Below are 21,665 nucleotides of genomic sequence, written 5' to 3'. Positions count from 1 at the left end.
TACAAATCTCAATTTGAAAACAATCATTATTTTCTTGACGAAAACCACGACTTATAGGATAATATATATGAACCACTGAAAGCACGAATGTGTCGTAGGTGGTGTTTTTCATTTGGGATATATTACTAATCCATATTCATTTGAACTATTTGCCTTCAGATTAAGTACTCCCGCATCTCTTAACGTAGCCATTACACGTCCAACAAATACATCATCAATTAATCTGCTCACCCTTTTAGGTTTTTCTTTCTTTAAATACTTAACTGTATAAAACAAATGTACAAAATATGATACAAAATCACATATCTGAATGTAATACGACTCTTTTGAATCTTTTTCCAAAACATCTTCTAACAAATATTTTATGGGTTTATTTATCATTCCTCCAAACTGCGAATGGATAGGATTATATGCCCTTATTGCTCTGGCAGTCTTTCTCATCGGACTAATTCTTCCTTTATCAGATATAATAATATAATTCCAATCACCTGCACTATCGTTTTCTATTCTTTGTACGCTATATGTCAACGCATTTTCTAACACATTATACTCATCTGTAGTAATTTTGGTTTTATCTATAATCGTATTAATAATCCTAATATCCAAGGATGCAATTAACAAAGTAAACTCTTTGAGCATTTCCTGTTTTTGTTCAATAGTCCAACCATAATTTCTAAATGGATCCTTATCCGTTAAAAACTGCTTTGTATGCATCTCCTCCGTTACATGAAGTCCATATTTATCTTTCCAATCTTTCCGAAAATCCTTTATTCTTTTATAGTTCTCATTCCATGCTTCAGATGGCATATATATACTTGTTAATACAAATATGTCACTGGACAATGTATTCTTTCCGTCATCTCCAGTTTCATCACAGTAAACAAATCTCGTATTCATAATACCTCCATTTCAGGCAATATACTTTCTATGTGAATTCTTAACATTATTCTGATTAACCACGGCATACCGCATAGTTGTATCTATCTGAGAGTGTCCCAAAACCTTCTGCACCTGCTCTATAGGCATTCCCTTGTCAATAGCTCTTGTAGCCATAGTTCGTCTAAACTTATGAGGATGAATCCTTGATACATTTATTCTTCTTCCCAGTTCTCTAAGCCTAATTTCTACACCACTTATCTTCAGTCTATCAAATGGTGAATCCAATGTAACAAACAATGCCGGATTTGTATCATTTCTACTGTTTATATAGTTTTGCAGATGCAACTTTGCTTTTGCATCAAAATATACTCTTCTTTCTTTGTCGCCCTTCCCGTATACGATACATTCACGTTCTTCAAAATTGATATCACCGATATTCAGGCGGACTAGTTCCCCAACTCTCATGCCCGTAGAATATAGCAAATCTATAATAGCCTTATCTCTCGGCACATCACAACTATCACGAAGTTTCTCTATATCCTCATCGGATATAACTTCCTTGACAGACGTTTTCGTCTTTATCTTGTGAATTCTTCGAACAGGGCTTTTTAATATATGATCCTCTTCCTCTAACCATGAAAAGAAACTTGATATATTTCTTCTAATATTATCTAGGGTGGGCTTCCCACAATTATTTTTCTTCTGATATTCTGACAGGTATTTTCTTATATCTTCTGTAGTAACTTTCCGAACAGGGGTAGTTATACTACAAAACATAGTCTCTATAGTCGACCTATAATATGCTATCGTTCTATCTGAACATCCCTCTATCTTTTTCGCATGTATAAACATATTCAGATATTCTTCATTCTTTGCCGGCTCAGAAGTATGCTCCTCTTCCGCGAATCTTTTAAGAAGAACCTCCTGCAATCTCTTTAATTGAAGAACCGACAAATCCTCAGCCATATCACTCAAAATCTCAAATACTATTTCCTTCATGTGTTATACCTCCGTTTTTGTGGAAGTATATCATTTAAGATATTTCTAGCCTTTATTACAAATTATAAGTCAAGTCTCTTAAACGGCTAAAAATATATTTTACATCTTCGTTATAAAACATTTCTTGAAGATGATTATTTAGTTCTCTCTTACTTTCTGAATCCATAATCCATCTTGTAATTCTATCTATATCCTCATCAGTTAGATCATATTGATTTGCATGTGGACGATTGTCCTCAACAAATCTATTTTTAATAGTTCTTTTAAGCCAATTAAACTTAACTTCGTTACATTTTCTAATATCAGGCAACAAAAATACTCTAAAACCTTTTTTCTTTTTATTATTTACAAACGACTCATAATCTTTATCGTTTGATATAATATAATAATCTGCTCTTGTATCCGTAATTGTTTTGTCTGCATCTTCCATCAGTACACTATCAAGTGCATTTTTACTTTTGTCTCTTATCTTTTTGTAATAAAAATCTGCCGCTGACTCCACAATCCTTCTATGTAGACCAAATGTCATTCTACTGTGGCTTTCACTGTAATAAATATATACAGCATCATTTCTATTCAACTTACTTAAGCCATCCAATCCACCCGTATCAACATTTTCATAATCGACAAAGAATATCCTCTCCATCATTATCTCCTTTTTACTATCCAAAATACTCCTGCATCAAACTATCAAATAACAACTGAGTTTCTTCAAGAGACTTTTGAACTGCAACTTTGAATTTATAAGATTAGTTTTCGTCTTGCCGTTTTAATTTCTTAGATAGGAAAAGCACGAGATTATCATCATTTGCAATTTCCGTTTCGTATTGCGCACAAGGTTTATTCTGATACCAGACACCCGTCCCATCCGGGATATAGCCTCGTTTGACATATATTCGCTGAGCACTTCCATATCCACTGTGAAGTCCGACGCCAAGCCATACAGTGTCTGCATATTTCCCGGCAATCTCTTCCGCAGTATCCATCAGTCTGCCGCCGATTCCTTTTCTCTGGTATTTTTCCAACACACCGAAATCAACAATCTCGGGCAATCCTTTTCCGCTGAACGCACCGCTGAGCCCTGTTATGTATACACTCACATACCCGGCAAGCTGTCCTTGATATACGGCTGTCAGTGAAACACATTTTCCCGCAGACTGATCCTGGAGTCTTGCCAAATATTTGGAGATATCCGTATGCCAACCTTGTGCGATCTCTTCATCGGTAAAGACCCGGGCATCTGCTTCTTCCATATTACGAATTATCAATTCGTTATCATTGTAATAAACCATGGTCCCTCCTTGCAGTCTGACGAATCGGGAAACAGAATTTTTTCTATTTCCTCTGACTTTATCACGCTTTGGATCAGTTCTTTTCCAATTCCTTTATGGCGAGCATCAACAGATACGGCTATTCCAATGATTTCCGCGGCAGTATCTGAAAGCTTCAGGATTATCATACCTGTTAAGCATTAAACTCTTCAGCAATCTTTATCCATGCCTTCTTCATATTATTTTCACCGCCAACATTCCTACAGCCTCGTGCACCACAATGAGCAACTCCATATACCGGAATACTTTCATCCAACGGAAATGCCGCTTTAAATGGGATGCCTTCCCTTAACTGTTTAACAAACCCTTTTGTTACTGTTCTTGTCGCCATCTCGTATGTTATTTTACCCAAGCAAATGATAATCTTCGGCCTTATTGCAAGAACCAGATCATTAAAAAGATCCTCATCCTGTTTCATTATGCTTTTAGTCATACCACCTGTTTCAGAGCACCCCCTATAACCCAATGAATAATTGGTAAAGAAAAGCCTTAATCCAGGATCTACATTCATGATATCAATATTCTCTCCAAATGCCTTAAACATAATTGCCATCTTTCGATCTGTTGGACTTGATGCTTCGTAAAATACATTTTCTCCTCTTTGAATGGATTTAATACGTTCAATAACCTTTTTATTATTCGTAGGATTTCCCCAGTCCTGACCTACAAGTAGAATATCAACTCCCTTTTCATCGACATCTTTAAGTTGATACCCTTGCCAGTATGTCCATAGGTTAATCTGATCTCCAGAACGCCATGTATCACACTCTTGAAATAATACTTTTCCTAATCCCTCTCTATGAGACTGTTTTGCTTTAAATACAACTTCATTGTATTTCATATTATAATCCCACTCTCTATTCTACGCTCACATTCCAACATACTTCATCCACTGCAGTAAAAAACTCACCAATACATTTTCCTTTTATTATCTCAGGTTCTTCATTATTTGAATCTAATAATTCCAGCATAAATGAACCAAATTTATCTTTCCCCTAAGCTGCTCGGCATTCCAAAAGAAAATATCCACTGCTCGATAGTATTATTGATTATTTATGATTTTTATTCTTTCATCTATTGATTGTTTTTTATATTCTACAACCTTCTGCTCTATTGTCATTTTAACCTCAATACTTTATTATCAGATAATAAATATGTATTAGCCAATCATAGAGCCGCCAAAATAGGACGTATTTAAATATTTATTGGCTAATTTATTGGCTAAAATCAGATTATTTTATTTTTTTAATATCCAATTAGCCAATCCTTTATTATCTGAATCAGTTTCTATAATTCCTTCTTTCGCCATTGAATACATAAGATTTTATATCTTTGAATTTTTCTGACTGTCACTTAATCCATCCGGAAGTTTATCCCATAATAATTACTACAATCGTTAGATACAATATTAATGGTTTTAGATTCAGATATCATTCTATTAATACTATCTTCTTTCAGGATAAGACATCCATAGTCCAATGCTTTTTGTGATAATAATAAAAATGTTTCATATTCAATATAATAATTTATTTGTTTTCCCAAACCCAAATTTCCTCTTATTTGTATCCATACACTATAAATTCATGCTGTTCATCATCATATACATAATTGATAGAATGCTTCTTTAATATACTATCTATTAAATCTTTAACACTAGTTTGTTCAACAATAGGCTCTACAAGCCGTCCAATATATTTTGATTTTGTAATCTAATCTGCAATTTTAAACCACTCGATTGTATTCAACTCAAGCCTATAAAAATATTCGTCATCAGCAAGTGTCCAGTATCCCTCTGAATCCTTATCACTTTCATCAAAAAGCGTTTTATATGATATCGGCAAATCCTTTATTTCACTTATATCATTAATTAACTCATGCCATTTTGTATTATTCATATATGATGTCAATTGTCTTTTGCAAATGATATTATTAACTCTTTCTTTTAATGACATTTTGTTCCTGTATTTACCAGATTCAATTTCATCTATCATATTCTGCATTATTCTGATGATTTTTGAATTTATGTCTCTAAAATGAAAAGTAGCAGAAATCTGATGATTTTCTTTCTCTACATAAAACCACTTATTCTGATACTGTCCGACAACCGTAAATACAATACCATTCTCCCATATAGCTTTAAAATGGAACATACAAGTATCTTGATCAGACTTATCAATCTGTTGAACTATACCGCTATGTGTATTCAAAGAATTCTTTAGTTCTTTATAAAGTTGGTAATCCATTACTAATCCGCCTTTACAAATCATTTAATACTTCTAGGACCTCAATATGGCCTACTGTTTTAGAATCCTCTTGAAAGATAATTATATCTCCAACTTTTATTGTATGCGGATAAAACTCCGGCGATATAAATTTGATATACCCCTCCGTGCTTTCTCCCTTCCTCAAGCAATCGACACCAATGTATGTATGAATTCCTGTCGTAAGATAATTATTTATCAAGTGTGCCGGTCTATATCCTGAAAAACATTTATCTTTATCGGTTAAAAATATTTGAGCTTTTATATCATAATTAATCATCATGGTATCCCCCTTAAATCACATCAGGGTTATTTCCTGAATACGCTATAACATCAGGATATTCTTCAGAATAAAACATAAAGATTATCATTCCATCATCAAATCTTTCATCACATTCATCAACTATTCTGCCTTGATTTAATTTTCACTTTAAGACAACTTAAAAATTTGCCACTGGTCATCAATTTGACACATTTCAAAGTCTACTTAAAGTCTACTTCACAATCCACTGCCCGTCCCTTTTCGAGCCTTCTCGTTCTAGCACACCTATCTCTTGAAGCTTTAAACATATTTTCTTTACACCGCCAAGACTCAATTCACAACCGGAAGCAGCTTCCTGCAAGGTTGCCATAGGATTACTTTTCAGATAATCTAACACTTGTTCTTGATTTTTGGTTAAACCTTTTCTCAAGAAAACCCTGTTTTTCCGCTCTGTCACTTCTTCACGGTCATATGCCAAGGGGATGGATACCTTGATCATTCCATCATCAAAAGAAAAGACTTCCCGCCCATATTTTTCAACTATTGTAGGTACGCCGTGTCCGCTTTGTTCTGCATACTTTGATGCCATAAATATCATAAGCAGACTCTTATTCACCGGCACGCCTGTTCATCAGCTGATATCCCATATTTAAGTTCGCAATTAACATATTTTTATAATTTCCTACAACCGGAAAAAGCACTGGTGAAACCCTGCCCCAGAAGGCCGGATCACCGCACCACATATATTCTTCACCCGTAGTCTTGTCAACAAGACTTCTCAGTTCTGCACCATGCGCCTCAAAACCGGCTTTAAGCCTATCATTCTCGATATAAAACATATTTTCGCCCTCCGAATAAATATAGTTTTTCGACTCTTAACGCCACAGAAACCGTATAGCATAAAAGCATCCGCGTGACCAGCACGCGGATACCTTATTATGTGTGAATGCTACTCACATTAGAGGGGAAATTAGAGAGTGTGTCACATTCATAACATATTCATTTAGCCGCATAAAATGCGTTCTTTTTTTGCGCAATGCTGCGCAATCTATCTTATCGTCTCTTCTCGCGCTTCAGACCGAGCATGTATGAAAGGCCTGCTGCTGAGATAAGAAGAATAAGCATTACAGCTGAAACAGGTGTGTCGTCGCCTGTCTTCGGAGCGCCGTCTGAATTGGTAGCTGCTTTGTCGTCAGTTTTAACGCTTGCATCAGCAGCCTTAGCGTTAATTGTAAAGATTGTCTCGACAGCACCATCAGCAAAGTCGATGTGAAGGAGATAATCTCCCGGTTCAAGCGACTCAAGGAATGTTGAGAAGATCGTAAGCTTAAGACTTCCTGAAACAGCGCTTGAAATCTCTTCATTTAATACAATAAGTACACCAACAACTTTTCCGCTTGCCTTATCATACTTAGCTATATAACCGCCTTTGTAACGATTGATCGTATTCTTATCATCTATGCTGCCATGAACTGTAAACAACATATCACCGTCACCAGGAGTCCATGTGCTGCCGGTAGATGAAGTATCAAAGCTGTATTTATTAGCGTTATCAGTATCGTCTTTTGTTGTGCTCTTCCAGCCAGCATACAGAGTGATATCTTTTGTTATCTTTGTATCAAAGTCGAACTTATTCTTACATTCCTTATCGGTATACCAACCTGTGAATTCAACCTGATCCTTTTTATCTGCTACAAGTTTGTCAGGCTCGTCAATTGTTTCGCCCTCAACAACTATAAGAGCTTCAGGAGCTGTACCATGACCATTATTATCAAAGGTTACTGTGAATATGTCACCCACCTTGTAGAATGTGAGGTCATCGATAGTACCCCCTTCGTTAGTTGAATATGATGTTCTGAAGCCAACGGTTATTTCTGTTTCTTCTGTTATGATTATTCTCTCGATTGTTGGATTCTGCCAAATCCTCCATCCATCAAGTGTATATGCCGCAACATATTCATCATCGCCCGCTATAACGAAGAGCTCTCCTTCAACTCCTGCAAGTCCCTGGAGGAATCCGTTAAATGCATATGCACCCGGCTCAAGTGTAAGAGTCTGAGTTACTTCAAAGTCCTCACCATCCTCATTATCGCTCCAGAAATGGAATGAATTCGAACCATCGTGAGGATCATCGCCTGTAACCTTGTCTCCGTCATTTGTTCTTTCAATATCCCAGCCTGTCTCACCATCCTCAAAGCTTCCGTTTGTCAGAAGGTTGACCGGCTTAATAATGAGATTAAGAATGGCCATATCCTCATATTCAATACCATTATATGTATAAGTACCGTCAATCTGATATGAACCGCGGCCCTGCTTAACAGCTTCCTTAACCTGATCCATGTTCCATGTTACATCAGCCTCAGAAGTCTTGCCGCTTGCCATAAGAACCTCTATCTGTGCAGGAAGATCATAATCCTCGCCCTCAACAAATGCATACTCAGCATCTATTGATTCAATAGTATAGTCCTCTGTCGTGGTTCCGAAACGAACCATGTTGTAAACCTGAAGAGATTCAAGTGCAGTACCATCAAAGTCAAACCATGACTCATTATCTACTGCTGATCCACCATACCACTTACCTGCGTCATCCGGATCATATTCAGCTGCGTAGGAAGCAGCCCATCCTGAACCGCATTTTTCCCATTTTGCCTGATTACTTGCAAGTACACTGTCCTGATCCTCGGCATCAGCCCAATTCTCTACAGGAATCCAAGCAGGCTCCCACCAGAAGACTCCGATACCACCTTTAATACTTGAAACAGTTTTGATCACGTTTCTGACATGAAGCACCTGTCCCTGCTCGCTTATATCATATGGGAATTCATCTTTTCCCGAATCATAACTTGACTGAGACTCAGTATTTGCCCAGCCATCGCCATCCTCAAGTGTTCTTACGTATGAGGTCTCAGCAACCATTACATATTTATCATAATTTGTTGCAACTGCATTGAGCTGTGTATACAGATTATCAAGTGTTCCATGCCAATATGGATAGAAGCTTGTTGCAAATACATCGTAAACAACGCCATACTTTTTAAGCTCAGCCGCGAAGCTGGCAAAATTACCTTTTTTTTCAGGATTGGTCAGATGGATAGCCATCATAATCTTTGTATTCTTTGCTGTTTCAACAGCCTGTACGCCTTCACTTCCCGCTTTGAAGAGAGTACACATGTTTTCCATCTTGTTCTCGCCGCAGAAGCCATTGGTTGTTTCGTTTCCGATCTGAACCATACCAACATCTACGCCCGCCTCGATGAGTGATGTAAGGCTGTCAATAGTCCACCGCTTAAGTGTTGCTGCTTTATCGGTAAGGCTGAGATTCTTCCACGCTTTAGGTGCCTGCTGCTTACTAGGATCAGTCCAGAAGTCAGAATAATGGAAGTCGATAAGAACTCTCATTCCTGCATCTGTTGCAAGCTTACCAAGCTTCTTAGCTGTCGCAAGATCACAATTTCCACCACCGTAGTAGTTTTTGTTTGCATCCTTTGGATCAACCCATACTCTGATTCTGACGTAGTTAACACCAGATTCCTTGAGCAGTTTGAAGAAGCCTTCGTCGCTAAGAACCTTCCCTTTCGCATCCTTGTAGGTTGCTCCACTGGCAACGATTGATGCATAAGACGAAATATCAGCACCTGTGATAAATCCATTTGCAAGATCAAGCTTCTCAACATAGAGCTCCTCTGTATCTACCGGAGCGCCTGTTGCGATTGTTGTATCATAGTAAAACTCTCTGTCCTTTGGAACGTATTTTTCTATCTTGATATTGTCGAGTTTGATATATGCTTTATCATTTTTAGTAGTGCCCTTGATACTGAAGGTAACTTTCTTATCTTTGGTCAAGGAAAACTTTGTTTTAGTTGTCTTACTTGTCCAATTACCCTCATTCCATCCGTCGCCTTCAAGACTCTCAACAGCTATGCCATCGATATACATTGCAAGGCCAACCTCACCTTCGCCAAGGTAGTCATATGAAATTATATATTCTCCATCATCTTCCGCCTTGAAAGTCTGTGTTGCTTCGTACTCTTTTGTTAAGTCATTCGTCCAATATGCAAGGTATTTTGTACCATTCTTTCCGCCATTTTCATTTTCTTTGCCATTTGTATATGTAATATCAAATGGTCCATCCTTAGGAAGTACCCAGTAATCTGATTTCTCAAAGTCGCCATTCTGAAGTCCAACCGGAAGTTCTTCCTGAACATCCTTATGCTCTACTATCTGGACATCATCTATAGCCGCCCAGGTTCCGCTATATGTTCCCTTTATTTCAAATTTGACTATATCATCCTTCTTAAGATCAAAAGATTTTGTGGTCGTAACTTCCGGCCAGCTATAACTGCCACCTTCTATTTCGCCAATCTTTTCATCATTAACCCAGAAAGCGATTCCCGAATTTCCATCGCCGATAACTTTATATGATATATCAAATGTACCTGTTGATTCTGCTTTAAAGTTCTGAACGAGAGAAGCCTCACCGTTATTACTCACCCATAGGTTGAGATACTTTCCGTTGTTATTGTTATCATTTTCTGATACAGCAAAGCCACCGTTCCAATAGCTGCCGATACCATTTTCAAACCCACCATTCTGAAGTCCTGTAGGAAGAACAGAAACAGTGAAATCACCTGTCTTTGCATCAGCACCATCAGTAAACGTAACCTTCGCTGTATGTTCACCTGCCGTAAGCCCGTTAAGGTAGTCCTTTTTAAACGTTATAACAGCTGATTCATCGGATGCTGAAGTCTCATAGTTAGTAGCTGCAATTGCATCAGTTGCATTGTCCAAATATACTCCACTGATAGCAGTTGTTTTACAATTTTCAAGTGTTACACTAACAGCATTGGTTGAATCATATTTTGTATATGGGCTGTTAGAAACAGTAGCTGTATGGTCAGGTTTATCCGATATTGTTAAAGTAGATTCCACATCTTGTGCGCCATCCGAGAATCCTATTGTTACAGTATGGCTTCCAACAGAAAGTGTATCCAGATAAGCAGCACTAAATGTGATTACTGCCTGTTCATCAGAGTCTGGCATTGTATATTTTGTTCCTGTATAATCAGAATCATTACTAACAGTAACAGAAGCTATATTTTCAGTTGCGCTATCAACAGTAATTGTTGCGCCATTTTCAGTACCCTTCTGATGTGTATTGCTTTTAGGTGTTGCTGTATAGGAATATCCATCAAACTTCCACAGTTTAACATTATCCATATCACCCCATCCCTTGGCTCCAACTGTAAGAGTAATCTGAATTGTTACATTACCGGCTTCAAGATCAACACTGCCTGAACCTTTTGAAGCCCACACATCCCAATCAGAATCAATGTCACTATGAACCTGCGTATTATTTCCATTTTCAGGTTTAAACCAAAGATCATAATCAGTGTTTTTACCATCGGCATCAAACGTAATCTTATATGTTCCAGCCTCTTCAATCGTAACGGACTGATATATTGTATATTCGCCCCCATTTTCACTATACCAATGAAATACTTGAGAAGTATTATTGGTAAATCCCTGCGTACTACTTGTCCAAGTATTAGTAAAAGCATCCCAATTTGTAGTATCCGGGACAGTCCATCCAGTTCTTAAATCGCTTTCAAAGTCACCATTAACTATAAGGTTCTTATTCGTCCACCCCTCTGCTGCATTGACTGATTTAGTCTTTACCGGTACAACGCCGATCAGCGAGAATGACAGTGCGATTGCCGCCATGAAGGCGAAGACTCTTCTCTTTGCTCCTTTAAATAATAATCCTTTCATTATGATTCCCCTCTCTCCTTTCCGAATCATCTGCTACTAAAACTGTAAAAACTATAAACTACACGTGCTCGGACTTTCGTTCATTTTGTCCATCTGCATAACGCTTCGCGCAACCGTTTGCGCATACTTGTTCACCATAATTTGATTATACATTAAGCCCCCTTTTTTAGCAATTGACAGTCTATTCATTAATATTTAATAAACTATGGTAAAATTGCACAAAAAAATATGCAAAACCCGCGCAACCTTGCGCAACCTTGCGCAACATTTTGCGTATTATGTATACAATTGCTTATTATTTGCTTTAAATATACCTAAATAAACATCGCCATATAAAGTGGCAAAGTTATCTTCTTATCTGAAACGCCTATATTTCCGCTGATCAATTTATATCCATACGGAATCTCCGGCTTTTTCAGCATATTATCAAGTGATTTTGAACGACTGTTTGTTGATTTTACCTCAATCGGAATAGCTCCATCAGACTTTTCAATTATGAACTCTATTTCAAAGGTCGAAGCTTCGTCCTTTGTTATCCAACCTATACATGATTAAGCACTCCTACAAACACCGGAAGCGACGTTTCATTATCGATGTCTATTAAATCTTTTCTCCAGTCAATACCAAATTCAGTCCGTCCTATCCAAATCTCAATTCCACACAATTTATATTCATTTATTAACTTTCCTATATAGTCAACTAGATATCTATTATCTGTTTTTTTCCAAAATAAATATATTTGTCAATATATTCCGTCTTGGAAGCGGTCATTTTTATTTTATATACAATTTCCTTCAAAATTATAATTATCATAGTTAAAACAAATTCTCCTCTGATTCTATATCATTCTTGATCAAATACCGGTTCTCTTCAATATACTTATCCAGCTTGGCGGGTTTTCCTTATGCCAGATCATATTCGAATCAGTAATAATTAACCTCATAGGCCACCTCCAGAATTCTAGAATTCATATGTTTTGATATTTCTTTCCATGACATCAAACAGTTCTTCAACTGAATCACTGATTTTCATAGGATGTTTAATTCCAAAACAATACTCTTTATTTATATCGGTATATATACCACTATCTTTTTTACTCAGATAAAAAAATCTCCCTTCAACATCTCGAGCAAAAGGAATATAATATTTCGGAATCAATTTGTTTTTCTGATTCCTGATACATTCTTCAACACTTTCATTCCCATATTTTACTGAGAGTATGTTATAAATCATAATCTCCTTTCCATTAGCAACAAATTCACACGTTTCTATAACTGACTCGTTATAGTTTTCATAGTACTCACGCAAAATATCCGGATATACAAAATCATACTTTTCCTGAAGTTCATCTAAGTATCCTTCTTCTAGTTCACTTACATATGTATATTTCAAGAATTTATATTTCAGTCCCTCTGTTTTCTTTTCTAGACATCTATCCCTAAAAAAATTAGCCCAATATGGATTTTCCTTATCAAACAATTCATTACCGATTTGAAGTCAATATATTTCCAATTTGGAAATACATCTCTCATCTTCTGAACCCAGTTCTTATGTCCTCCGACAATAACGATTCTTTTATCAATAACGGAAGCTATCAGCTCTCGACGATTCTTTTCCTGAAGAACTATATCCTCTTCAGTCATATTATAAACATGCTCTCTGAGCGCTATCAGTTCTTCATGTTCAGACTTAAGCATCTGCTTTTCCAGCTCTGCCTCTTCAAGCTTCTTCTTAGTATCCCTGTATAGATCCGCAAAATGATTTGCATCATATTCCTTCTTATGAAGTTTACTTCTCAGTTTGTCTATTTCATCTTCATAAGTCTGCGTTCCCTCGCCCATAGATTTGCTCTCGGAAGCACCACTTAAAGCACCCGTTCTTCCACTACTGATAGTCTTAGCCCCCGAACCAGCAGAAGGCTTTTTCTGAGGATCCATGGTACCAGCATTCAAACTACCGTCACCTTCAGCATCGTCCTGACTATTATATCTTATAATTTTGATCCCTGCCGCCTTTTCAAATTCTTCCGGATCAAACATGCTCTCTTCAATAGTAAAATCATCTACCTCACCGAGCATGACCTTCAAGTAATCGTCAATCTCATTCATTGATCTGCAGACAATTGAAGCATCAAAATAAATAGACGCATAGATCTGAAGTTCCTCCTTAGTGAACTTCCTATCCGGATACATCTTGTTCAGAATAAGCAGTGTCTGAATATAACAGAGACCTGTTGAGACAACACCATCCTGAAGATCAACGAAGTCCGATCTGTAACCCATACTTTTATAGACTGTTCTTCGGAATCTGTCGTATTTTCTATAGTCCTTAGATGCTTTTATTATCTCATCAAGATTATCTACGCCAAATATGTCATTGATCTGTAGTGACGCTTCCTCAAACTGTTTCATATCAGCCCTGGAAACTTCCGGAGTTTTTATATTTTCCTCGTCCTCAAGGTTGTGTTTATCAATAACGAGATACAGAACCGCACATTTATCATCAAGCTCTATTCCAAAGAATGGGCACAGCGTAAGAATCCTTGCCATTGTACCAATGTTCTCCCCTTCTTCATCTTCAGAAAGAGACATTATCTCCTGTGGGGAAATAGTCTTGAACTTCTTCAATACCTTATATTCTTTCTTGTAATAAATCTTGTAAAGATACTTCAGGAGCTGTACGGAGAATTCATTTCCGGACTTAGCCATCGATAAAATCTGTGAAAGCGTAAATACAGTAAACGCTTCTATCGGATATGACGCTTTGATCGACGTATCTGTAAAATAATCATAATTCTTAAATGTAAGCGCCTCCGGAACATTCATATAAAACAGATTTGCTATGATAGAGAAATCCATCTGCATATCTTCATTGATGAATGTCTTTACAAAAAATGCATCACAGCCGTATGTATCAGGCTTCATCATCCCCACAATTTTCTCCCCGACAGCTTTCATATAGTCGTCCGAAAGGTAGTCTGATGATATATCTATGTTATGAAATTTGCTGTTATCTTTGTTTGCCATGTACACCTCGTCCTACAATAAATTCAACTTTTCTCATAACATAAATATTATATATCTAATTCTTTTAGTTGAATCGTCTGATCCGAAATGTATTTTTCATACATCAAATCAGCTGGCAGCTTCTTTATTCTCACAAACCTTGGGACAGCTCGAAAATGTCGCCATAACTCGAGTTCAACAAACCCAACATCTTCAATCTTACCAGTTTCTTTAGGCATTAAAAAATAGTTTTTCACATCAGCATATGTAATACTTATATCATCCAAAAAATACTTATATGCCAAATAATACAAATACTGTTTTGCAACATCTTCGACACCAGGATTCTTTAATATCTTATTTCCATTTAATTCTGGACAATAATACTTAGCATCAAGAATATAATAGTAATATTTCCCGTGTTCAGTAAAGAAGCTCAAGAAATCAGGAACAAAAGTGTCTTTTGGCTCTCTAATCATTCCTTCCATCTCCCACCGTGGTTTCTGAATCAACTCTATTAATTCCTTACTACCATCTAACGGATTAATAACTATATAATCCATAACGGGCTTGTATCTTGAGCCAAGATTATTGAGTTTTTCATTTCTCTGACTCTTAAAGACCTTGGCACATACTTCTTCCCAAACAACATGGAATGTTCTGGTCCCCAATAGCAACATAACTTCATCGCCTTCCCTCATTTTTCCTCTTAGAGTAATATATGAGTTCATTGCATGAAGAAGCATTATCCTTCTATCATCAAACTGCAATCTCAATTCATCTTCAATTTGTTTTGAAATATATTGGTCATCACCAAAATCTTTTTTTATTTCCGAAGAGATTTCAATATACGGATATCCATAAATATCAGATAGTCCCGTTTCTTTCATCTGTCGACACGCATCTGTTATAATCCAAGCGTGTAATCTGCGAATAAAATCATCTTCATTGAAGACTTTCCTCAATGTGTAAATTTCAGTATAGTAAGGTCTGTTATCTCTGATAATCGGGAACGTTTCATCAATAGTCTTTTGCCATAAATAGTTTTCTGATCCATTTATCTCCGTAATTTCTTCATCATTTGAATACAAACCATGATCCAAGAAATCCTGAATAAAATAAATCATTAAGGATAGAATGTTTATTTCATCTTTTCCTTCTTTCCCTGAATATTCTTTTATTATGTCTTTTCGGGCTTTATTATACTTTCGGAGTACATTTATTACCTGCCGCATCTCTTTTTGAGGAGCGTAATCGCCAACAGGTTCTATGTATTTGGGATATACATAGATTACTCTTCCTTTGCATGTCAATAATCCTACGTATCGAAACAAGTACTTTATCGAAGAATTATCATCAATTTCTCCGACATAATCCTCATCATCTTCTTCAAGCAGGGATTCATCTTCTTCTTTACTGTTCTTCCCTTTTATCGTCTTCAAAACACGATATTTTTTTAGCTGTTTCAGAAAAGATCCAAATTCAGTATCATTGGCAAATGCAAAGTGATCTCTTAAAAAGTCTTTTGTATATATTTTACCCTCTCTAACATATCGTGTTATAAGAGCCATTCCTTCACACTCCTAAGCGTGTTTTCTTTGTATCATATTCCGTTTCTTGAACATCATAGTATTTCGTCTTGAAATCATCACCGAAGATTCTTAAACCGTCTGACAAAAAGGCTTCCTTTACTTGCGAAAATCGACTACATTTATCAACTATTCCAGAAAACAATTCTGGTCGTCTGGTTCTTGCAACATCTTCAAATAGATACATCAATACCTTTTCATTGAAAACTGAAAGGAATTTATCATTTTCAGATGGATCTACTTTGTTTGCCGCATCAAGTGTAAACCCTTCACATTTTATGAAGAACGGTCCCATAAGTTTGTCCTCATGCGCATTTATATCCTCAGAGGACAATTTCATGTTTATCGCTCTTCTAAGTACATTCCAACGAATATCGTCTGTACCACAAGTGAAAATTAATTTGATATGCTCTATATTTGTTCCAGATGATTCTTCCGTGATTTCTTCATCATCAATTCCTATATATTGGAAATTCCAACGCCTTTTAAACGCTGTATCCATAGGAAATACACCCTGATCGGCACTATTCATCGTTGCCCAAATAAACATATTATCTGGAATGAATATACTAGCATATTCATCAGGTTCTCCGCCCAGTTCGGAAGACAAATACTTTCGTAAATCTTCGCTAGCCTGAATATTATACTCGCTCGAATTATCTGCTTTGCGATCTAGTAATTGGAATATATCTCCAAATACAGCTGCAACTTTTGAACGATTGATTTCTTCAATAACCAAGAAATATGGCAATGCGTTTGATTGAAGATCTCGCGCACTTTTTAATGCAGCAACCAAAATTCTTGCAAAAGGGCCGGGAACAAACCTATAATTAATCTGACCATCGCTTTCTGATACAGGCTTATATGTTCCTACAAATTGTGCATATGAATAATCTGGATGGAATGTGACTCTCTCCATCTGATCATCGTTTGCTATCATTGAATTTACCTTATCATTCAACTGGTAACTCTTTCCCGTACCGGGAGCCCCAAAAAAAATAAGATTTCTATCAATACCCGGTAATATATTCGTATTACGCACAAGTACTCCCGTTTTCTTTTTAGGAAGCTTTGTAGACGATAAACCTAACAAAGTATTTACTCGGCTTTGATATGCCGCCAAAACAGCTGCACCCACTCTTGATGTAACATTTCCACCGTTGTATGACAAAACAGGATTTATATCCTCATCAAGCGCATTTTTAATAATCCTGAGAGCCCCTTTCGGTTCTGAATCTCCCGATATATCAATTGCCACACCAGGGTTATTCTGAATAGCTTTATATATCTCATTCTGATTAAAGAAAACATCCGCAGACCCATCTACAAGCTTGAAAATTGCTGTCTCAGATATTACAGTCATAATTCTGCATATACCTTCTGCCGCTTTAACGTCTTCTGGTACACTATCTAATCCAAGCCAATTAACAAGAGTTTCTTTATACTTCACTGCATCCGATCCATCAAATAACGGAGACAGCAAATCAGCATTTGCAGAATATTTGAGTCTTTTAGCATATCTTACACCACCAGTTCTTTCAGCAGAAAAGCTTTTTGTTGTATCTATAAAAAAAACCTGCCCTATCCTATATATCAATTCAAATAATACCTGTAAATGTTCTATCTGAGCCTTAAATAAATAATTATCATTTACGGCATACATGAATGATGTATCGGATTCACCATAAGTAGTGTATATCGGGTTAAGCATAGCTTTTAGCCTTGCTTCAACCGCTGTTTCACATACGGTAGCAGAACCAACCTCTGTTGAATACGCAACCGCATCTTTCCTGCCCTCGCTCTCGAACAATAATAGCGCAAGTGCTATAGTTTGCTTCACCTTTGGAATTGATGATTTAATTCCCAGTTTTAAATCCATCTCAGGGTAAACTGGAATATTACTTGGTCTGCTCATTTTTCGTCTCCTTTATGTCTTCCATTATGCATTCAGCAACCGCTTGGGCAAGCAATGGCGGTACTGCATTTCCTACCTGTTTCATCTGTGAGCCCTTTTTACCCGTAAACACAAAATCGTCTGGAAACGACTGAATTCTAGCGGCTTCTCTTACAGTAATGGCTCGGTTTAAATAAGGATGAGTGAATTTGCCTGACGAAGGTGTATCAAATCGTGTTGTTATGGTTACCGAAATCTCATCCTTCCTCATTCTTGTCCATGTACCACTATAAATTGACTTTGTTATATGTTCTGGTGGCAAAACTTCTTTTCCAGCATTAGGCGGGATCATTTTTAACCTTTTCAATGCTAAATCGGAGTGTTTGGTCGCAACATGATTATGAAGGACTTTGCAATCCCCTCGTAAAAGTTTCTGATATTCGCTCTCCGCTTTATTTATATAAGACTGTTCCTCAGTTCCTTCACCAGATTCAAGAAAAGCCAAGTCACTTATAGCATCCCATATTGTCACAGTCTTGTTTTTAGTTTTAGGCAAATCAGGTGCTACACCGCCGAGTTTACCGATTATTACAGTTCGTCTTCGGTTTTGTGGAACACCATAGTCAGATGCATTTAATACGCCTGTCGACAAGTTTTCATAACCTAATTCTCGGAACAATTCCTCAATTTCATGCCGAAAGTAACCCTTCTCAGTCGTTAAAAGATTAGGAACATTTTCCATGACAAAATATTTAGGTCTGACTAGTTCAACAACTTTGATGTAGTACTTGAACAAGAAATTTCTCTCGTCCTTTATGCTTTTCCTTTGTCCCTTCTGAGAAAAGCCTTGGCAGGGGGGACCACCTATTATAACATCGATTTTTCCATTGTATTTCCCAAAGGTTTCGTCCAGATCAAGTTTCGTGATATCCCCTACCACCATTTTTGTACTACTATGGTTTTTTTTGTAGGCCTCTGCGATTGATTCATCATATTCATTCGCTAGCACAACATCAAATCCCGCTTTTTCAAAACCTAAGGACATACCCCCTACTCCAGCAAATAAATCAATAACTTTAGGCTTCATTCAAAATCTCCTCAATTCTTTTCTTCGACATCTCATAATAGGACTTGTCTAGCTCAACTCCTATAAAATCTCGATTATTCTTTACTGCAGCCACACCAGTGCTTCCACTGCCCATGAATGGATCAAGCACTCGATCACCTTCATTAGAAAGAATTGTGACAAAATATTCCATCAACTTTAGTGGTTTTTGTGTCGGATGTTTGCCATATCTTCTCTCTCCTGCAGGTGTTACAGACGTTTCAACAAAATCATGTAAGCATTCTCCATTATTATTAAAGGTACCTGTCCGTGTTTTATATGTGAAGTACACCCATGATTCTGTAGAGTTAACAAAATGCAGGTTCATGTTTCTTGGCATAGGATTTGTTTTATGCCATATTCCCGTTGTTTTGTAGTAAAAACCATGTTTTTCAGCAAGTTTGATTATTGTTTCCACTTTAATTATCGCCATAAAAACAATAATACTACCACCTTTTTTCATAACTCGTGCCGCCTGTTCAAAGAAACTATCCATACTATTTGTCCAGGATTCGAAATTCATATCATCCCAACCAGCAGCTCCAAAAAAGTTATCCCGCATCTTTTTAAGGTTGGTGTCTCTATTCTCCATAAACTTTCCCAGATTATAGGGCGGATCGGTAATTATTAAGTTTATAGAATCTGCATCAAGCTTTTTCATTATTTTGATACAGTCGCTATTATATATTTTAAAGTTCACCATCTTAACTCCTCAGCAATATATGGTCAATTCCAAAACCCTATCTTTTTATTGTCAAACAGCCCAACAACCATCCCTCTATCCAAGAAAGTATTATTCTCCTCGCAACTCGTCTCTGGCACCATAGCACACGAATGACACGCGGCAAGATTAAGGGAATCTCGTCCCTGCCCACGACTCATTATGCATATCGGATCATTTGAACAAGTCTTCGCATGATTAATGGCCTTCTTAAATATCTTCGGAAAAGCATCTGGCCTTCCTTGCCGGACAAGTCCGCCAAGAGTACCTTCCGAATCACCACTAGCAGTGTATATAAATATACCAGCCATTTCTTTTCCATCAGAAGTTTCGGAACAGTATATCTTTTCTGACAAAGAAGCAACGTTATACCCACATTCAAAGCTCAACTGAGTAATCAGAAGATGCGCTAGCGTATGCAACAAAATGAATTTAGGTGTAACGATTCGTGGATGTTTCGAACCAAAATATGATGCAGCATAATTTGAATTCAATTGGTTTGTTCTCTCAATAACTTCCGGATTATCGCTAATCCAATCACTAATATCATTAAAATCAAACTCTATGAATATTCCTTCTCCTCTTACCTCATTTGCTGGATAAAAAGGTGTGCTATCTTCTTTAACACTTACAAACCCTTCATCCTCCATATTAACAACAGGATTAATTCTTGAAAAGCCTATTAATGCCCTTACCACTCTCACCTTATCAATCAAGGAGATTGATTTAATATGTGGTAAGTTATAAATAGACACATCCATCTCTTCTCTGGAGAAATCGCCAAATCCACCAGATGGAGATACTATCTCACCTGTCAAAGCATCATACTCATCCATCTTGTATTGTATACTTGAGACATCTGTCGATTCATATTCATCAAGCCATTTTCTTCTTAGTATCTTCTCAACATCACTCTCGATAGCACCTATTTCCAATGCAATTTTAGCAGTCCATTCGGAGAGTTTTTTATTAATCTTCGGTATTCTGTCTTCTGGTTCCTCCTCCTCAATTACTCCGCAATACTTTTCAAAAGCCTTGCTATTCTCTATCTTCTCATTGAGTTTATCTGAATATGGTGGAATAACCAAAGAACTATATTCAACTGGATAATACACCGAAGAAGCACCTCTTTGTTTTGTTACTGGGTAATTAATACATTTATGTTTCGTATGTTTAAACGGATGATTCCCTTGACAAAAGAAAGCACTTGTTCCTTTTTCTTCAGCTAATGTTTTGAATATATCCTCATCGAACGCATCCTTTAACGTTGCCTTTGCCTTACAAGAACACTCTATAGTCAATCCTTCGAGACCTTCTGTTCCAGATGCTCCAGTCTTGAACTTTAAGACTGGATTATCACATGTTCTATTTGATTTAGCATGAACCCATTCAACCCACGGAAAATCATTCAAATGACCAGATTTGCATACAGTAACAATACGACTTACGACCAAGTCCTGATAGCAATCTGGGCACCGCATATGTTTGATTAGATACGAATCATTTTCATATACCTTTCTTAGATTGCCATTCTTTTGTACCTTTTCCTTCCATCTCTTTATCCAATGGTCTATTGGCATGAAATCACGACACTTTGGGCAAAAATACCACTCCGGGAACCTTGAATATGTAATCTTGATTGGTAATGCAAAATACTCAACGCCTAATGCTTTAGCAAATCTTTCATCATAGATTTTTTGAACAGATGACCACGTTTCTGGAGCAGCGGTAACTAAAGTCTGTGATGCAAAATCAACCATTGCTCCAACACCATATTGGAGTACCGCCTGCGTAGCCCTAACAGAGTATTCGATTTTATTCAAGGGAATCTTTTCTCTTATAGTTTCCAT

18 protein-coding genes are annotated in these 21,665 nt (G+C 36.9%); all 18 read right to left on the bottom strand.

The window, feature by feature from the left end; genetic code table 11:
• Nucleotides 1-108: 108 nt before the first annotated feature.
• Nucleotides 109-897 carry a DUF3800 domain-containing protein gene (locus B5D25_RS02710; protein WP_078786207.1) on the bottom strand — a complete coding sequence of 263 codons (789 nt, stop codon included), beginning with the start codon at nt 895-897 and terminating at the stop codon, nt 109-111.
• A gap of 12 nt (nt 898-909) precedes the next feature.
• Nucleotides 910-1,878 (bottom strand): site-specific tyrosine recombinase/integron integrase, encoded by a 969-nt coding sequence (gene xerA, locus B5D25_RS02705; RefSeq protein ID WP_078786206.1) that lies wholly within the window; start codon nt 1,876-1,878, stop codon nt 910-912.
• 55 nt (nt 1,879-1,933) lie between these two features.
• Nucleotides 1,934-2,548: a PIN domain-containing protein gene (locus B5D25_RS02700; RefSeq protein WP_143000633.1), complete on the bottom strand. Its 615-nt coding sequence runs from the start codon at nt 2,546-2,548 to the stop codon at nt 1,934-1,936.
• A gap of 79 nt (nt 2,549-2,627) precedes the next feature.
• The gene (locus B5D25_RS02695) at nt 2,628-3,170 is read right to left on the bottom strand and encodes a GNAT family N-acetyltransferase (RefSeq protein ID WP_078786204.1); all 543 of its coding nucleotides are present in this window, start codon (nt 3,168-3,170) and stop codon (nt 2,628-2,630) included.
• The gene (locus B5D25_RS13280; protein ID WP_078786203.1) at nt 3,143-3,337 is read right to left on the bottom strand and encodes a GNAT family N-acetyltransferase; all 195 of its coding nucleotides are present in this window, start codon (nt 3,335-3,337) and stop codon (nt 3,143-3,145) included. The genes B5D25_RS02695 and B5D25_RS13280 overlap by 28 nt, the downstream gene beginning before the upstream one ends.
• A 5-nt stretch (nt 3,338-3,342) precedes the next feature.
• Nucleotides 3,343-4,050 (bottom strand): hypothetical protein, encoded by a 708-nt coding sequence (locus tag B5D25_RS02685; RefSeq protein ID WP_078786202.1) that lies wholly within the window; start codon nt 4,048-4,050, stop codon nt 3,343-3,345.
• A gap of 868 nt (nt 4,051-4,918) precedes the next feature.
• On the bottom strand, nt 4,919-5,452 hold the full coding sequence (locus B5D25_RS02680) for a DUF6678 family protein (protein ID WP_143000632.1): 534 nt from the start codon (nt 5,450-5,452) through the stop codon (nt 4,919-4,921).
• Between the two features lie 13 nt (nt 5,453-5,465).
• On the bottom strand, nt 5,466-5,750 hold the full coding sequence (locus tag B5D25_RS02675) for a hypothetical protein (protein ID WP_078786200.1): 285 nt from the start codon (nt 5,748-5,750) through the stop codon (nt 5,466-5,468).
• A gap of 214 nt (nt 5,751-5,964) precedes the next feature.
• Entirely contained in the window at nt 5,965-6,330 is a 366-nt protein-coding gene (locus B5D25_RS02670; RefSeq protein WP_143000631.1) for a MarR family transcriptional regulator, read from the bottom strand.
• Nucleotides 6,331-6,340: 10 nt separating this feature from the next.
• Nucleotides 6,341-6,571 carry a hypothetical protein gene (locus tag B5D25_RS02665; protein WP_078786198.1) on the bottom strand — a complete coding sequence of 77 codons (231 nt, stop codon included), beginning with the start codon at nt 6,569-6,571 and terminating at the stop codon, nt 6,341-6,343.
• A 214-nt stretch (nt 6,572-6,785) separates the two neighbouring features.
• Nucleotides 6,786-11,501: a glycosyl hydrolase 53 family protein gene (locus B5D25_RS02660; protein ID WP_159444058.1), complete on the bottom strand. Its 4,716-nt coding sequence runs from the start codon at nt 11,499-11,501 to the stop codon at nt 6,786-6,788.
• Nucleotides 11,502-12,461: 960 nt separating this feature from the next.
• Nucleotides 12,462-12,980, bottom strand: a complete 519-nt coding sequence (locus tag B5D25_RS02655) for an SMI1/KNR4 family protein (RefSeq protein WP_159444057.1) — start codon at nt 12,978-12,980, stop codon at nt 12,462-12,464.
• Nucleotides 12,926-14,527 carry a hypothetical protein gene (locus tag B5D25_RS02650; protein ID WP_078786195.1) on the bottom strand — a complete coding sequence of 534 codons (1,602 nt, stop codon included), beginning with the start codon at nt 14,525-14,527 and terminating at the stop codon, nt 12,926-12,928. The genes B5D25_RS02655 and B5D25_RS02650 overlap by 55 nt, the downstream gene beginning before the upstream one ends.
• A 47-nt stretch (nt 14,528-14,574) precedes the next feature.
• Complete coding sequence (locus tag B5D25_RS02645) at nt 14,575-16,077, bottom strand: LlaJI family restriction endonuclease (RefSeq protein ID WP_078786194.1); 1,503 nt, start codon at nt 16,075-16,077, stop codon at nt 14,575-14,577.
• 4 nt (nt 16,078-16,081) lie between these two features.
• A complete protein-coding gene (locus B5D25_RS02640; protein WP_078786193.1) occupies nt 16,082-18,010 on the bottom strand; it encodes an AAA family ATPase in 1,929 nt (642 codons plus the stop codon).
• The gene (locus B5D25_RS02635) at nt 17,994-19,076 is read right to left on the bottom strand and encodes a DNA cytosine methyltransferase (protein ID WP_078786192.1); all 1,083 of its coding nucleotides are present in this window, start codon (nt 19,074-19,076) and stop codon (nt 17,994-17,996) included. Before B5D25_RS02635 ends, B5D25_RS02640 begins: the two co-directional genes overlap by 17 nt.
• Nucleotides 19,066-19,794, bottom strand: a complete 729-nt coding sequence (locus B5D25_RS02630; RefSeq protein WP_200803228.1) for a DNA-methyltransferase — start codon at nt 19,792-19,794, stop codon at nt 19,066-19,068. Before B5D25_RS02630 ends, B5D25_RS02635 begins: the two co-directional genes overlap by 11 nt.
• 26 nt (nt 19,795-19,820) lie before the next feature.
• Nucleotides 19,821-21,665: a DrmB family protein gene (drmB, locus tag B5D25_RS02625; protein WP_200803227.1), complete on the bottom strand. Its 1,845-nt coding sequence runs from the start codon at nt 21,663-21,665 to the stop codon at nt 19,821-19,823.

This window comes from Eubacterium ruminantium, assembly GCF_900167085.1.
In the GTDB taxonomy this organism is placed as follows: domain Bacteria; phylum Bacillota; class Clostridia; order Lachnospirales; family Lachnospiraceae; genus Eubacterium_Q; species Eubacterium_Q ruminantium.
The sequence above is the reverse complement of the archived record's forward strand: the minus strand, read 5'-3'. Positions and strand labels throughout refer to the sequence as shown.